Below are 14,007 nucleotides of genomic sequence, written 5' to 3'. Positions count from 1 at the left end.
AGGCGTCGGCAGGCAAGGGCGCCACACGCCCGGCCGGTGCCGGCGCGCCGCCGATGGCTGGCGCCGCTGCCGCCGCCGCAGCCAGCCAGCGTCCGGCAGCCCAGCCGCTGCGTCCGCCCCCGGCTTCGCGCCCGGCGACGACCGCGACGGCTGCGCCCGCGCAGCCGCCCAAGGCGCCTGCTGCCGCACCCGATGCGCCGGTAACGGCTGCCCCGCAAACCGCCGCCGCGCCGCAGCCCGTGCGCGAACGTCCGGCGCCTGCCGCTGCCAAGCCTGCCCAGCAGGCCAGGCCGGCCGCCGAAGTGCCGCCGTGGGAAGCCGCCGGAGGCAGCGATGTGCCGCCGTGGGAAGCCATGCCGGCCGATATGCCGGTGATCGGGCCCTACGACAGCGATCCTGGCTTCGACCCGAATTTTGGCGGGTACGACAATGGTTTCGAATCGGAAAGTTTCGATCGCGCGCCGCGTGGCGCCGGCCGTGCCGCATCGGCCCAGTCGGCACAGCCCGCCCAGCCGCAGACCCAGGCCCGCAAACCGGAGCGCGAACCCGAGCCGGCGATAGCGCTGGCACCGGCCGTGCCGCCGGTGGCGCCGAGCGCGTCCGACGACGGTACGCCGCCGGTTTTCACGGGCGACTGGCCGGCACTGGCTGCCAGCCTGCCGCTCAAGGGCCTGGCGCAGCAACTGGCGCACCAGAGCGAACTGCATCGCGTGGTGGGCCGCGCGTTGCACCTGCGCGTGCCGGTGGCGGCCATTGGCGAGGCCAATGTGGCCGAGCGGCTGCAGGCGGCGCTCAATGAACACTTCGGCGTCGAGGTCCGCGTGCATTGCGAGATCGGCGCCGTGACCCATACCGCGGCGGCCGTCGATGCCGCGGCGCGTGCCGAGCGCCAGCGCGAGGCCGAGGCCGAGATCGACCGCGACCCGTTCGTACAGGGCCTGCTGCGCGAGTTCGGCGGGCAGATCGTGCCCGGTTCCGTGCAGCCGCGCGCTGCCTGATTTCGAGAGGCGGCCCGCCTGGATCGACAGACATGCGGCGCCGCCCGACCCAACACACACATATCGAAGGAGTGATTCCATGATGAAAGGTCAACTGGCCGGGCTGATGAAGCAAGCCCAGCAGATGCAGGACAACATGAAGAAGATGCAGGAGCAGCTGGCCCAGATCGAGGTCGAGGGCCAGTCCGGCGCCGGTCTCGTGAAGGTGGTCATGACCTGCAAGAACGACGTGAAGCGCGTGACCATCGATCCGAGCCTGCTGGCCGACGACAAGGACCTGCTGGAAGACCTGGTGGCCGCTGCGTTCAACGACGCCGTGCGCAAGGCCGAGGCCACCACGCAGGAAAAGATGGGCTCGATGACGTCGGGCCTGCCGCTGCCCCCGGGCTTCAAGCTGCCGTTCTGATCGCCGTTCCCATGCGCGCATTGTTCCCGGCGGTGCCATGAGAGCGGCGCCGCCTACCTCGCTGCAGGCGCTGATCGAGGCGCTCAAGGTGCTGCCCGGCGTGGGGCCGAAGTCGGCCCAGCGCATGGCATACCACCTGCTGCAGCACGACCGTGACGGCGCGCGCAAACTGGGCGACGCGCTGCGTGGCGCCGCCGATGGCATCCGCCATTGCGAGCGCTGCAATACGTTCACCGAGCAGGAAATCTGCGAGACATGCCGCGACCCCGGGCGCGACGCCTCGCTGCTCTGCGTGGTGGAAACCCCGGCCGACCAGGTCATGATCGAGCAGACCCTGACCTATCGCGGCCAGTACTTCGTGCTGATGGGGCGGCTGTCGCCGCTCGATGGCATCGGCCCGAAGGAAATCCATCTCGATCGCCTGCTGGCGCGTGCCACCGACCCCGAGTACGGCGGCCCGGCCACCGAGGTGATCGTCGCCACCAACTTCACCAGCGAAGGCGAGGCCACCGCGCACTACATCGGCGAAATGCTGAAGGCGCGCGGGCTCAAGGTGTCGCGCCTGGCGCGGGGCGTGCCGGTGGGTGGCGAACTCGAATACGTGGACGCGGGCACCATTGCCCGCGCCGTGATGGACAGGCGCACGCTCTGACCATGAATCTGGCGCGCTTCGATCTCGTGACGCTTGGCCTGTTCGTGGCCGTGGCCCGGCAGGGCAGCATCTCGGCCGGCGCGCGCCAGTCGCATCTGGCCGTGGCGGCCGCCAGCAAACGGATTTCCGACCTGGAAACCGCCGTCGGCGCGCCGCTGTTCTTCCGCCATGCCGCGGGCGTGCAGCTGACCGAGGCAGGGCAGGCGTGCTTTCACCATGCGCTGACCATCCTGCAGGACGTGGAACGCATGGCCGGCGTGATGTCCGACTATGCGTCGGGCGTGCGCGGGCAGGTGCGCGTCTGCGCCAACACGTCGGCGATCACCCAATTCCTGCCTGATGACCTGGCGCAGTTCATGCGCCAGCATCCAACCATCCGCATCGAGCTGGAAGAGCACAACAGCAGCGACATCGTGGCCGCGCTGATGGAAAACCGCGCCGACGTCGGCATCTTTGCCGACCGCACGCCGTGCACCGGGCTGGTCACCGTCGAATACCGGCAGGACGAGCTGGTCATCATCACGCCACCGGGTCATCCGCTGGCCCAGGACGGGCCTGTGCATTACGCCGATGCGCTCGAGTACGACTTCGTCAGCCTGCCGCAGGTCACTTCGCTGGCGGCACGGCTGCTGGAAGAAAGCAGCCGGCTGGAGCGCCAGTTCCGCCTGCGCATCCAGGTGCGCAGCTTCGACGCCATGTGCCGCATGGTGATGGCGGGCCTGGGCGTGGGCGTGCTGCCGCGCATTGCCGCCGAGCCGCATGTGAAGTCGATGGGGTTGTCGCTGGTAGGGTTGCGCGATGCCTGGGCGCGCCGGTCGTTGCTGATCGGCATGCGCGACCCGGCCGGGCTGACCGTGTCGGCCAGGCTGCTGATCACCCATCTGTGCGGGGACCGCGCGCCGTTCTGACGCTGTGCCCGGGGTGATGCGCGCCCCTCCGCCCACGGCAGTGGGAGCGGGGAGTAAAACCCCCGCCATGCGCTACGGCGTCACCACGCCCTCGTCGGCGTACTCCACGCGGTCCCGCCCGTTGTTCTTGCCGCGATAGAGCGCCTGGTCGGCGCGCGAGATCATGCCGTGGATGGTGTCGCCCGGCTGCACGCAGGCCACGCCCAGGCTGGCCGTCATCTCTCCCGTCACCGAAAACGCCCGCTCGGACACCGTGCGGCGCAGCCGTTCGGCAAACTGCACGGCGACATGCGGCGAGGCATCGGGGCAGATAATCAGGAATTCCTCGCCGCCCCAGCGGCCTACGGTATCGGCGTCGCGCGTGATTTCCAGGATGCGCTCGGCCATTTCCACCAGCACCCGGTCGCCAATCTGGTGGCCGTGGTTGTCGTTGATGGCCTTGAAGCGGTCCACGTCGATCAGGATGATCGAAAACAGGCTGCCGTCGCGGCGGTGGCGTTCCAGTTCGCTGATCAGCACCGCGTCCAGATGGCGCCGGTTGAACACGCCGGTCAGCTGGTCGGTCTTGGACAGCGCTTCGAGCTGCAGATTCTTTTCGACCAGTTCCGCCTGGGTGGCCTGGATCTGCGCGAAGGCCTCGTGGCTGCGCTGGATGGCGGCGCGCACGGTCAGTTCGGCTTCGGTCCGCTCGGCGATGATCAGCTTGAGCTTGCGCAGCACCTGGTTGAAGCCATCGATAACGCTGTCGAATTCGGTGCGGCCCAGCCGCGACAGTTCGTCAAGTTCGTCGCCATGGCTCGACGCCAGCTGGAACAGGGCACGCTGCAGGTGTTCCAGCGGACGGAACACCATGCGCAGGCCAAAGGTCAGCAGCAGCACCAGCACCACGTCGATGGCGGCCACTTCGGTAATGCCCTGGATCATCGCCGCGCGCAGGGCCTTGTGCATAGGCTCGTGCGAGAACCGGATCACGGCGGTACCGATGGACTGCTCGCGGCGCGCGGCATCGATATTGGCTGGCGGGTAGATCTGCACGTCGCTCAGCACGTCGTGCGGCCCGGCCACGGTGCACGACGCGGTGCCGGGCGCGGCCGGGCGGCCCGCCGTGGCGTAGGCTTCCTTGCCGTCGGGCGAGAACACGCAGGCTTCGGAGACTTCGGGGTGTACCAGCGTGGCTTCAAGGCGGCTGCGCAGGATGCCGACATTGAGCGCCCAGGCCGGTTCGGCCAGGCTCTGGCCCAGGCCAACCATGATTTCCGCGCGGGTCCGTTCGAACCGTAGCGCGAGTTCCTGCTGCAACTGCCACTGGCGGTGCGCGGCAAAGGCCCCCAGCGTTGTCGTGGTGACAACGATGAACAGCACGATCATCCTGTTCCGGATCGACTGAACCGGGGGCGGCAGTGGCATGAAGGGCTCGATCCTGGAGGATTCAGGGAGGGATTCTATTCATCCGCCGCCTTGTTGAACAGTTGGCGGAAGCGGGCCAGCTCCGGATGCGTTTCCTCGTATTTCTTGCTGAACCCGATATGCACGGTCTCGGTCTTGATATTCAGGACGCGCCTGGACTTGTAGCGCATGCGTTCGGGCAGGCCGCGCGCCTCCAGCGTGACCATTGCCTCGTTCAGGACCACGCTGGGGTTGACCACGCAGTCGATCTCGCCCACCAGCATCTTCTTGACCAGGTCCTGGAACTCATGGCCTTCGACGACCTCGATCCGGCCTTCCCGGGCAAACTGGAAGAAACGTGGGCCGGGGGCCAGGTAGCCGCGCTGGTTGCCGAACTTCATGCCGGCGAAATCGTCCGGATAGGTGCGGAAGGTGCGGCCCTCCACGGAATCGCGGTTGCAGTGAACGGACACGTCCTCGGCATAGAACGCCTTCGAATGGTTCAGGTAAGGCCGTTCTTTGGGGCGATAGTAGACGCCCAGGATGCCGGCGCTGTTGCCGGACCTGGCTTCCTCGACCACGCGCGCCCACGAGGCGAAGCGGATCTCGACGCGGTATTCGGGCGGCAGCCGCTTCAGCACGCGCTGCACGCTGTCGATGTAGGCGCCCCGGGGCATGCCGTTTTCCTCGTACGACAGCGGACGCTGGGCGGCCTCGGAATACAGCACGATGGTGGTCGTGGCCGGCGCCTGCGCCAGCGCGGACGTCGCCATCCAGCCGGCGCAGGCGGCGCAGAGGATGCGGCAGAAGCGGAGGAATCGCATGGTGACGGGGCCGCGGATGGTGGGTGGCTGGCGCGAAACGTGCCGGAATGGTGCCGGCACTGTGTGCGGAGGTGCCCCGGATAACGGCAGCGCAGAACCGGAAGTTGACCCATCCCCTCATCAGGGTTAGCCCCAATCTTTCGCATTCCGAGATAGCCCGCTTTCCGGAATGCCGATTCCGCGTCACCCCGTTGCTGCGGCACACTCCGTCGAAACAAAGCCAAATCCCACGCACGGGTCAGTTTCACGGAGACATTCCCCAACATGGCGCAACAGATTCTCAATGGCATCAAGGTCCTGGAACTGGGCCAGCTGATTGCCGGCCCCTTTGCCGCCAAGACCCTTGCCGACTTTGGCGCGCACGTGGTCAAGGTGGAGCCGCCCGGACAGGGCGATCCGCTGCGCAAGTGGCGCATGCTGCACGAAGATACCTCGGTCTGGTGGGAAGCCCAGTCGCGCAACAAGCAGTCGATTGCCATCGACCTGCGCCAGCGCGAGGGGCAGGACCTGGTCCGCAAGCTGGCCGCCGAGGCCGATGTGCTGATCGAAAACTTCCGTCCCGGCACCATGGAGAAGTGGGGCATGGGCTGGGATGTGCTGCACGCCGCCAACCCCAAGCTGATCATGCTGCGCGTGTCGGGCTACGGCCAGACCGGGCCCAAGCGCGATGAACCGGGCTTTGCCGCCGTGGCCGAGGCGATGAGCGGGCTGCGTTACCTGACGGGCGAACCGGGCCGGCCGCCGGTGCGCGCGGGCCTGTCGCTGGGCGATACCATCGCCGGCCTGCATGGCGCGCTGGGCGTGCTGCTGGCCCTGTACGAGCGCGATGCGCGCGGCGGCACGGGCCAGGTCATCGACGTGGCGCTCTATGAATCGCTGTTCAACCTCAGCGAAAGCCTGCTGCCCGAGTATTCGGCGTTTGGCGCGGTGCGCCAGCCGGCGGGCGGCGCCCTGCCGGGCATCGCGCCGTCCAACGCCTATCCGTGCGGCTGCGGCGAGTACGTGCTGATTGCCGCCAATGGCGACGCCATCTTCAAGCGGCTGATGGCTGCGATGGGGCGCGAAGACCTGGGCGAGGACCCGGACCTGGCGCGCAACGACGGCCGGGTGAAGCGCGTCGACGAGATCGATGCCGCGATTGCCGCCTGGACCCGCACGCAGACCGTGGCCTCGGCGCTGGACGTGCTGCGCGGCGCCGATGTGCCGTCGGGCCGCATCTATACGGTCAAGGACATTGCCGAGGACCCGCACTACCGCGCCCGCGAAGTCATCGAGACGGTGACGTCTGCCAAGGGCCTGAGCGTGGAAGTGCCGGGCGTCTTCCCGAAGCTGTCGGGCAATCCCGGGGGCATTCATGACCGCGCGCCCACGCTGGGCGAGCATACCGACAACGTGCTGGCGCAAGCCGGCTTCGACGTGGCGGCCATTGCCGACCTGCGCGCCCGTGGAGTGATCGCATGAGTACCCAAGTCGCCCAGACCTATTCGCTGGCAGGGCCGGCACGGATCGAGATCAACGATGTGGCGCCGCGCGACGGGCTGCAGATCGAACCGTTCGTGGTCCCCACCGAAGGCAAGGTCGCCTTCGTCAATGCGCTGGCCCACTGCGGGTTTGCGCGCATCGAGGCCACTTCGTTCACATCGGCCCGGGCCATTCCTGCGCTGGCCGATGCCGAGGCGGTGATGCACCAGATCGAGCGCGTGCCGGGCGTGCGCTACACGGTGCTGGTGCCGAACCTGCGCGGCCTGGAGCGTGCGCTGTCGTGCCATCCCGACGAAGTGAACCTGGTGATGTCGTCCAGCGAGACGCATAACCGCGCCAACCTGCGCATGACGCGCGAACAGTCGAAAGCCCAGCTGCTGGCGATGATCGGCGAAGCGGGCAAGGCTGGCGTGCCGGTGAACATCTCGCTGTCCACGGTGTTTGGCTGTCCGTTCGAGGGCGATGTCAGCGAGGCCGACGTGATGGCGCTGGCCCGCACGTTTGCCGACGCCGGCGCTGCCGGCATCACGCTGTGCGACACCACGGGCATGGCCTATCCGAACCAGGTGGCCGCGCTGTGCGAGGCCTTCCAGCAGGCACTGCCGCAGACCGGCCTGACCATCCACCTGCACAACACGCGCGGCATGGGCCTGGCCAATGCCATCGCGGCCTGGCAGACCGGCGTGGCGCGCTTTGACGCGGCGGCCGGCGGCCTGGGCGGCTGCCCGTACGCGCCGGGCGCCAGCGGCAACGTCAGCACCGAAGAACTGGTGCATATGTTCGCGGCGATGGGTGTCGATACCGGCGTTGACCTCGACGCGTTGCTCAATGTGGTGGGCGGGGTGTCCGAGCTGGTGCAGCGTGACGTCCCCAGCCAGCTGCTGCGGGCCGGCCCGCGCCTGCGCACGCACCAGCCGCCAGCGTGGATGGCCGAGTTCTTCGCCAACGCGTAACGGATTGCCGCACGGTTTTTCGCCCCTTTCCCGTGCGCGGGAGCGGGGAGCAGGACAACAGGATTTTCGAGTCCCCCAATAAGACATACGGAGACAACCATGAAACGCAACCTCATCGGCGCTTGCGCCGCGCTGGCCGCTGCCGGCGTGACTTTCGGCACCGCCGCCCAGGCCCAGGACGGCAGCTATCCCAACCGGCCGATCATGCTGGTGGTGTCGGCGGCTGCCGGCGGCACCACCGACCTGGCCGCACGCCTGATCTCGGAGCCGCTGTCGAAGGCGCTGGGCCAGTCGGTGGTGGTCGACAACAAGCCGGGCGGCAACGGCACGATCGCCGCACAGGCCGTGCAGCGCGCCAAGCCCGACGGCTACACGCTGCTGGTGCAGTACTCGGGCTACCACGTGATCACGCCGCTGCTGACCAAGACGGCGTGGGACCCGGTCAAGGACTTCCAGCCTGTCGCCAACCTGCTGTCGGCGCCGCAGGTGCTGGTGGTACGCCCCGGCCTGCCGGTGAAGTCGCTCAAGGAACTGGTGACCTACGCCAAGGCCAATCCGAACAAGCTCAACTACGCATCGTCGGGTAATGGGTCGCTGCAGCACGTGTCTACCGAGCTGCTGAACCAGATGGCCGGCATCCAGATCACGCACGTGCCCTACAAGGGCACCGGCCCGGCCATGACCGACCTGCTGGGCGGCAACGTCGACATGACGATCACCACGCCGCCGCCGCTGATGGGCCATATCGCCGCGGGCAAGCTACGTCCGCTGGTGGTGACCAGCAAGACCCGCCTGGAAAGCCTCAAGGATGTGCCGTCGGCCCCCGAAGCCGGCTACCCCGACCTGGACGTCTCGTCGTGGTTCGCCATGTACGCGCCGGCCGGCACGCCCAAGGCCGTGGTGGACAAGCTGACCACCGAGATCGAGAAGATCATGAAGACCGAGGCGTTCCGCAAGAAGGCCGAGGAGCTGGGTGCCGAGGCAAAGTACATGAACCCGCAACAGCTGGACCAGTACCAGAAGGCCGAACTGCAGCGCTGGGCCAAGGTGATCAAGTCCGCCAACATCCACGCCGAGTAATCCACGCCGGGCCAGCGGCAACGGGCGGGCAGGCCGGGTGTCTGAAGGCCTGCTCTCATTGTGCTGACATTAGGTGTTGGTCCCGATGCGGGCATCTGGCATGTCCGGTAGCATCGCCGGGAGCCGCATGGGCGGCGTCCCGGCTTTCGTGCGTCGGCACGTGGCGCGCCCTCATTCAAACAGAAGCAGAAAAGAGCAGGAGAGCCCTATGTACAACAAACCTTTCTGGAAGCAGTTGCTGATTGCGCTGGCGCTGTTCCTGGCCGGCTGGTTCACGTTCGGCAGCGCCTTCGCGCAAGGCAAGCCCGAGAAGCAGAAGGTGACCATCGCGGTGGGGGGCAAGAACCTGTTCTACTACCTGCCGCTGACGATTGCCGAGCGCCTGGGCTACTTCAAGGAAGAAGGGCTCGACGTGGAGATCGTCGACTTTGCCGGTGGCGCCAAGGCGCTGCAGGCCGTGGTGGGCGGCAGCGCCGACGTGGTATCGGGCGCCTACGAGCACACGATCAACCTGCAGGCCAAGGGCCAGCATTACCAGGAATTCGTGCTGCAGGGCCGCGCCCCGCAGATCGTGCTGGTGACGTCGAACAAGACCATGCCCAATTTCAAGTCGATCGCCGACCTGAAGGGCAAGAAGATTGGCGTGACCGCGCCGGGTTCGTCGACCAACATGATGGCGAACTTCGTGCTGGCAAAGGCCGGCCTGAAGCCGTCGGACGTGTCGTTCATCGGCGTGGGCGCCAGCGCCGGCGCGGTGGCCGCGATGCGATCGGGCCAGATCGATGCCATGGCCAACCTGGACCCGGTGATCTCGATGCTGACGCAGAAGAACGAGGTCAGGATCGCCTCGGACACGCGTACCCTCAAGGAAACGCAGTCGGTGTTCGGCGGCAACATGCCGTCGGGCTGCCTGTACGCGTCGACCAAGTTTATCGAGCAGAACCCCAACACCACCCAGGCGCTGACCAATGCCATGGTGCGGGCGTTGAAGTGGCTGCAGACGGCGGGCCCGTCGGATATCGTCAAGACCGTGCCGGAAAGCTACCTGCTGGGTGATCGCGCGCTGTACCTGGCGGCGTGGGACAAGGTGAAGGAAGCAATTTCGCCGGACGGCGTAATGCCGGCCGATGGCCCGAAGACGGCGCTGAACACGCTGCAGCAGTTCGATCCGGACCTGAAGGGCAAGCCGATCAAGCTGGAAGGCACGTTCACGAACACGTTCGTGCAGAAGGCCAACGCCAAGTACAAGTAAGCCTTGCGCCCCGGTTGCGGGGCGTCTTCGTCGCCCGCCGCGCCCGCCCTGCATGGGCGCCCGGCGGGCGAAACGTTTCTCAGAGTCATGCCGTCATGAGCACGCCTGCACTTTCCCTTGAAAACGTGACCTGTACCTTCGTCTCGCGCGAAGACCGTTCGCAGCGCTATACGGCTGTGCGGGACGTCACGATGTCCATCCAGCCCGGCGAATTCCTGTCCGTGGTGGGGCCCACCGGCTGTGGCAAGTCCACGCTGCTGAACGTATCGGCGGGCCTGCTGGAGCCATCCACCGGCAGCGTGCGCGTGTTCGGCGAGCCGCTCAAGGGCATCAACACCCGCGCCGGCTACATGTTCCAGGCCGAGGCGCTGATGCCGTGGCGCAGCGCGCTGGACAACGTGATCGCCGGCCTGGAATTCCGTGGCGTGCCGCGTGCCGATGCCGAGGCGCAGGGCGAGGAATGGCTGCGCCGCGTGGGCCTGGGCGGGTTTGGCGACCGCTATCCGCACCAGCTGTCGGGCGGCATGCGCAAGCGCGTGAGCCTGGCGCAGACGCTGGTGCTGGACCCGGACATCATCCTGATGGACGAACCGTTCTCGGCCCTGGATATCCAGACGCGCCAGCTGATGGAAAACGAGGTGCTCGACCTGTGGGCCGCCAAGCGCAAGGCCGTGCTGTTCATCACCCACGACCTGGACGAGGCGATTGCGATGAGCGACCGCGTGGTGGTGCTGTCGGCGGGCCCGGGCACGCATCCAATTGGCGAATTTACGATCGATTTGCCGCGTCCGCGTGACGTGGCCGAGATCCGCAACCATCCGCGCTTCGTGGAACTGCACGCCGCCATCTGGGACGTGTTGCGCGAGGAAGTGCTCAAGGGCTATGCGCAGCAGCGCAAGGTGGCCTGATTTCTGGACCGGACGATAACAAGATCATGGCATTTCGTGCTGATTCAAAAGGCATGCTGCGCGTCTGGCAGCTGCTGCTCCTGGTGGTGATCCTGATCGTGTGGCACCTGGCCACGCGTTCGCAGGAGGTGGCGTTCTTCTTCGGCGAACCGCTGATGGTGGCGCAGCGGATCTGGAGCTGGTTCGTCGTCGAGCGCGACATCTATATCCACCTGGGCGTGACCCTGCTGGAGACCGTGCTGGCCTTTGGCATCGGCACCGTGGCCGGGCTGGGTGTGGGCCTGTGGCTGGCGCTGAGTCCGTTCACGTCGGCCGTGCTGGATCCCTATGTGAAGGCCGCCAACTCGATGCCGCGCGTGATTCTGGCGCCGATCTTCGCGGTCTGGTTCGGCCTGGGTATCTGGTCGAAGGTGGCGCTGGCCGTCACGCTGGTGTTCTTCATCGTGTTCTTCAACGTCTACCAGGGCGTGAAGGAAGTGAGCCCGGTGGTGCTGGCCAACGCGCGCATGCTGGGCGCCAACAAGCAGCAACTGCTGCGCCATGTGTACCTGCCCAGCGCCACAAGCTGGGTGTTCTCGTCGCTGCATACGTCGGTGGGCCTGGCGTTCGTGGGCGCCGTGGTGGGCGAGTACCTGGGATCGGCGCGCGGCGTGGGCTACCTGATCCTGCAGGCCGAGGGCACGTTCGACATCAACACGGTGTTCGCCGGCATCGTCGTGCTGACGGCCTTTGCACTGGTGCTGGACTGGATGGTGACGGCGGGGGAGAAGCGGCTGATGAAGTGGCAGCCGCAGAGCGGGGAAACGGAGAAACTCTGATGTCTGGTCGGCTGGCCTGGTGGCTGGCCGACGGTGTGCTCCCCCTCCCGCGTGCGGGAGAGGGGGAGCAAGGCTACCGCTGGGTGTCGCCTTACGGCGTGATGACGATCTTTCCGGTCACCTTGCGCGCTTCCATGTCCTTCAGCGCCTGCGGGGCCTGTTCCAGCGGATACCGTGCCGAAATATGCGGGCGGATCTTGCCTTCCTTCATCCAGCCGAGCATCTGGGCCATATTGGCCTGGTTGGCCTTCGGCTCGCGCCGCGCAAAATCGCCCCAGAACACGCCAACCAGCGACGCGCCCTTGAGCAGCGCCAGATTCAGCGGAATCTTCGGAATTTCGCCATTGGCGAAGCCCACCACCAGATAGCGGCCTCGCCAGCCGATCGAGCGGAAGGCCGGCTCGGCATAGACGCCGCCCACCGGGTCGTAGATCACGTCCGGGCCCTTGCCGTCGGTCAGCGCCTTGATGCGCTCGCGCAGGTCCTCGGTGCTGTAGTTGATCACGGCATCGGCGCCATGCTCCTTGCAGACCGCCAGCTTCTCGTCGGTGGACGCCGCCGCGATCACGCGGGCGCCAATCGCCTTGCCGATTTCGATAGCCGCCAGCCCCACGCCACCGGCGGCGCCCAGTACCAGCATGGTTTCGCCGGCCTTCAGCTCGCCACGGTCCACCACGGCGTGGTGCGACGTGCCGTAGGTCAGCGTGAATGCGGCGGCCACGTCGAAGTCGATGCCAGGCGGCATCGGCACCACGGCCTTGGCCGGAGCCCTGGCCTGGGTGGCGAACGCGCCGTTGCCCAGGTAGGCGATGACCTTGTCACCCGGTTTCACATGCGTGACACCGGCACCGACGGCATTGACCACCCCGGCCAGCTCCGAGCCCGGCGAAAACGGCAGCTCGGGCTTGGCCTGGTATTTGTTCTGGATGATGAGCACGTCCGGAAAGTTCACGCCGGCGGCCTTGACGTCGATGACGACTTCGCCGTCGCCGGGCACCAGGTCGGGCAGGGTTTCCAGCGCCAGCGAATCGGGCGGGCCCCAGGCTTTGCACAGTACGGCTTTCATTGTGTCTCCCATATGTGATGTGGTCTTGCCGGTGTCGTGCGCGGCAGGAACGCCAGGGCGGCCGGGCACGACGTCGGGCAAGTGTAGCGCAAGAAAAGCACGATCGTTCTGTGGGAAAAAATCGCTGCATGTCGCCTATTCGGGCGACGCATGGCGGGCGCCCGGCTGGCGCAATCGGGGCGCATTTGTCCCGTTTCCGGTGCATCTGCGGTGCCGCCAGCGGCCTTTCGCTCAGGTACAATCGCGGCCATGCATATCCTTCTCGCCAACGATGACGGTTACCTTGTGCCGGGGCTGGCCGTCCTGCACGCAGCGCTCGCGCCCCTGGCGCGCGTGACCGTGATCGCTCCGGAACAGAATCACAGCGGGGCCTCGAACTCGCTGACGCTGCAACGCCCGCTTTCGGTCTATGAGGCGAGGGAAGGGGTGCAGAAGGGATTCCGCTATATCAATGGTACGCCGACGGATTGCGTCCACGTGGCGCTGACCGGCCTGCTTGAGGAGCGCCCGGACCTGGTGGTGTCCGGCATCAACCAGGGCCAGAACATGGGCGAGGACGTGCTGTACTCGGGCACGGTGGCCGCCGCCATCGAGGGCTACCTGTTCGGTATCCCCTCGATCGCGTTCTCGCAGGTCAATCATGGCTGGGAGCATCTCGACGCGGCCGCGCGCGTGGCGCGCGAGATCGTCGAGAACGTGATAGCGCGGCCGCCACGCGAGCCCTTCCTGCTGAACGTCAATATTCCGAACCTGCCGTACGAGCATATCCTCGGGCACCGCGCCACGCGTCTGGGCAAGCGCCATCCGTCGCAGCCCGTGATCCAGCAGGTGAATCCGCGCGGCGACCCCATTTACTGGATCGGTCCGGCCGGCGACGCGCGCGACGCGAGCGAAGGCACCGATTTTCATGCCACGGCCAATGGCTACGTCTCGCTCACGCCGCTGCAACTCGACCTGACGCATCGCGGCCAGCTGGAACAGATCGCACAGTGGTTGGGGTGAGCGTGTCATCGCCGCGCGCCCGTCAGGCGTTTCTTCGCGGTCGCCGCGCGGGTGCGCTGCGCGGCAACGCCGTTTTCGTCCTTCCTTTCGTTCCATCGCCGTATCCGAAATGAGTTCCACGCCGCGCCGCCCCCGCTTTCCACTACCGCTGGATGCGGTAGTCGAACGCAAGCCCGCGCCCGCGCGCACTGCCGGCATGCCGGCGGTGGGCAAGCGCGTGGCCGCGCCGGCGCCAGCCACCGTCAAGCCGCGCAAGCCCGCCGCGCCGCCCG

Annotated in this window: 14 protein-coding genes and 1 pseudogene; 12 read left to right on the top strand and 3 right to left on the bottom strand. The window is 67.0% G+C overall.

Annotated elements, in window-relative coordinates; translation table 11 throughout:
• The 4 genes from A9J21_RS00665 to A9J21_RS00650 all read left to right on the top strand — a co-directional run.
• On the top strand, positions 1 to 998 hold a 998-nt coding region (locus tag A9J21_RS00665), incomplete at its 5' end, for a DNA polymerase III subunit gamma/tau C-terminal domain-containing protein (RefSeq protein WP_304440913.1).
• 79 nt (positions 999 to 1,077) lie between these two features.
• A complete protein-coding gene (locus tag A9J21_RS00660; RefSeq protein ID WP_066730897.1) occupies positions 1,078 to 1,404 on the top strand; it encodes a YbaB/EbfC family nucleoid-associated protein in 327 nt (108 codons plus the stop codon).
• A gap of 37 nt (positions 1,405 to 1,441) precedes the next feature.
• Positions 1,442 to 2,056, top strand: coding sequence for a recombination mediator RecR (gene recR / locus A9J21_RS00655; protein ID WP_066730896.1), 615 nt, complete (start codon positions 1,442 to 1,444; stop codon positions 2,054 to 2,056).
• Between the two features lie 2 nt (positions 2,057 to 2,058).
• Complete coding sequence (locus A9J21_RS00650) at positions 2,059 to 2,964, top strand: LysR family transcriptional regulator (protein ID WP_066730893.1); 906 nt, start codon at positions 2,059 to 2,061, stop codon at positions 2,962 to 2,964.
• A gap of 72 nt (positions 2,965 to 3,036) precedes the next feature.
• On the opposite strand, the gene A9J21_RS00645 is transcribed toward A9J21_RS00650, so the two are convergent.
• Positions 3,037 to 4,371: a GGDEF domain-containing protein gene (locus A9J21_RS00645; RefSeq protein WP_082926157.1), complete on the bottom strand. Its 1,335-nt coding sequence runs from the start codon at positions 4,369 to 4,371 to the stop codon at positions 3,037 to 3,039.
• A gap of 35 nt (positions 4,372 to 4,406) precedes the next feature.
• Positions 4,407 to 5,174, bottom strand: a complete 768-nt coding sequence (locus A9J21_RS00640) for an ABC transporter substrate-binding protein (RefSeq protein WP_066730889.1) — start codon at positions 5,172 to 5,174, stop codon at positions 4,407 to 4,409.
• A 264-nt stretch (positions 5,175 to 5,438) separates the two neighbouring features.
• Between A9J21_RS00640 and A9J21_RS00635 the strand changes: the two genes are divergently transcribed.
• The 6 genes from A9J21_RS00635 (at position 5,439) to A9J21_RS00610 (ending at position 11,667) form a co-directional block, all read left to right on the top strand.
• A complete protein-coding gene (locus tag A9J21_RS00635) occupies positions 5,439 to 6,635 on the top strand; it encodes a CaiB/BaiF CoA-transferase family protein (RefSeq protein ID WP_066730888.1) in 1,197 nt (398 codons plus the stop codon).
• Positions 6,632 to 7,609 (top strand): hydroxymethylglutaryl-CoA lyase, encoded by a 978-nt coding sequence (locus A9J21_RS00630; protein WP_082926156.1) that lies wholly within the window; start codon positions 6,632 to 6,634, stop codon positions 7,607 to 7,609. Before A9J21_RS00635 ends, A9J21_RS00630 begins: the two co-directional genes overlap by 4 nt.
• Positions 7,610 to 7,708: 99 nt before the next feature.
• On the top strand, positions 7,709 to 8,689 hold the full coding sequence (locus A9J21_RS00625) for a tripartite tricarboxylate transporter substrate binding protein (protein WP_066730886.1): 981 nt from the start codon (positions 7,709 to 7,711) through the stop codon (positions 8,687 to 8,689).
• A 208-nt stretch (positions 8,690 to 8,897) separates the two neighbouring features.
• Positions 8,898 to 9,941 (top strand): ABC transporter substrate-binding protein, encoded by a 1,044-nt coding sequence (locus A9J21_RS00620; protein WP_066730884.1) that lies wholly within the window; start codon positions 8,898 to 8,900, stop codon positions 9,939 to 9,941.
• A 95-nt stretch (positions 9,942 to 10,036) separates the two neighbouring features.
• Complete coding sequence (locus A9J21_RS00615) at positions 10,037 to 10,849, top strand: ABC transporter ATP-binding protein (protein WP_066730882.1); 813 nt, start codon at positions 10,037 to 10,039, stop codon at positions 10,847 to 10,849.
• Between the two features lie 26 nt (positions 10,850 to 10,875).
• Positions 10,876 to 11,667: an ABC transporter permease gene (locus A9J21_RS00610; protein ID WP_066730881.1), complete on the top strand. Its 792-nt coding sequence runs from the start codon at positions 10,876 to 10,878 to the stop codon at positions 11,665 to 11,667.
• 91 nt (positions 11,668 to 11,758) lie between these two features.
• Here the strand turns inward: A9J21_RS00610 and A9J21_RS00605 are convergent, their stop codons facing one another.
• Positions 11,759 to 12,733, bottom strand: coding sequence for an NADPH:quinone oxidoreductase family protein (locus A9J21_RS00605; RefSeq protein ID WP_066730880.1), 975 nt, complete (start codon positions 12,731 to 12,733; stop codon positions 11,759 to 11,761).
• Between the two features lie 249 nt (positions 12,734 to 12,982).
• On the opposite strand from A9J21_RS00605, the gene surE reads away from it, so the two are divergent.
• On the top strand, positions 12,983 to 13,735 hold the full coding sequence (gene surE / locus A9J21_RS00600) for a 5'/3'-nucleotidase SurE (protein ID WP_066730879.1): 753 nt from the start codon (positions 12,983 to 12,985) through the stop codon (positions 13,733 to 13,735).
• Between the two features lie 109 nt (positions 13,736 to 13,844).
• Positions 13,845 to 14,007 (top strand): annotated as a pseudogene (locus A9J21_RS32600) (protein-L-isoaspartate O-methyltransferase); the annotation flags it as partial.

This window comes from Cupriavidus sp. D384 (genome assembly GCF_001652915.1).
GTDB lineage: Bacteria > Pseudomonadota > Gammaproteobacteria > Burkholderiales > Burkholderiaceae > Cupriavidus.
This window is presented reverse-complemented; position numbering and strand designations above follow the sequence as displayed.

Bases quoted from the DNA above. Each gene is read 5' to 3' on its own strand.
- A9J21_RS00660 (WP_066730897.1), top strand. From the start codon at position 1,078: ATGATGAAAGGTCAACTGGCCGGGCTGATGAAGCAAGCCCAGCAGATG.
- recR (WP_066730896.1), top strand. From the start codon at position 1,442: ATGAGAGCGGCGCCGCCTACCTCGCTGCAGGCGCTGATCGAGGCGCTC.
- A9J21_RS00650 (WP_066730893.1), top strand. From the start codon at position 2,059: ATGAATCTGGCGCGCTTCGATCTCGTGACGCTTGGCCTGTTCGTGGCC.
- A9J21_RS00645 (WP_082926157.1), bottom strand. From the start codon at position 4,371: ATGCCACTGCCGCCCCCGGTTCAGTCGATCCGGAACAGGATGATCGTG.
- A9J21_RS00640 (WP_066730889.1), bottom strand. From the start codon at position 5,174: ATGCGATTCCTCCGCTTCTGCCGCATCCTCTGCGCCGCCTGCGCCGGC.
- A9J21_RS00635 (WP_066730888.1), top strand. From the start codon at position 5,439: ATGGCGCAACAGATTCTCAATGGCATCAAGGTCCTGGAACTGGGCCAG.
- A9J21_RS00630 (WP_082926156.1), top strand. From the start codon at position 6,632: ATGAGTACCCAAGTCGCCCAGACCTATTCGCTGGCAGGGCCGGCACGG.
- A9J21_RS00625 (WP_066730886.1), top strand. From the start codon at position 7,709: ATGAAACGCAACCTCATCGGCGCTTGCGCCGCGCTGGCCGCTGCCGGC.
- A9J21_RS00620 (WP_066730884.1), top strand. From the start codon at position 8,898: ATGTACAACAAACCTTTCTGGAAGCAGTTGCTGATTGCGCTGGCGCTG.
- A9J21_RS00615 (WP_066730882.1), top strand. From the start codon at position 10,037: ATGAGCACGCCTGCACTTTCCCTTGAAAACGTGACCTGTACCTTCGTC.
- A9J21_RS00610 (WP_066730881.1), top strand. From the start codon at position 10,876: ATGGCATTTCGTGCTGATTCAAAAGGCATGCTGCGCGTCTGGCAGCTG.
- A9J21_RS00605 (WP_066730880.1), bottom strand. From the start codon at position 12,733: ATGAAAGCCGTACTGTGCAAAGCCTGGGGCCCGCCCGATTCGCTGGCG.
- surE (WP_066730879.1), top strand. From the start codon at position 12,983: ATGCATATCCTTCTCGCCAACGATGACGGTTACCTTGTGCCGGGGCTG.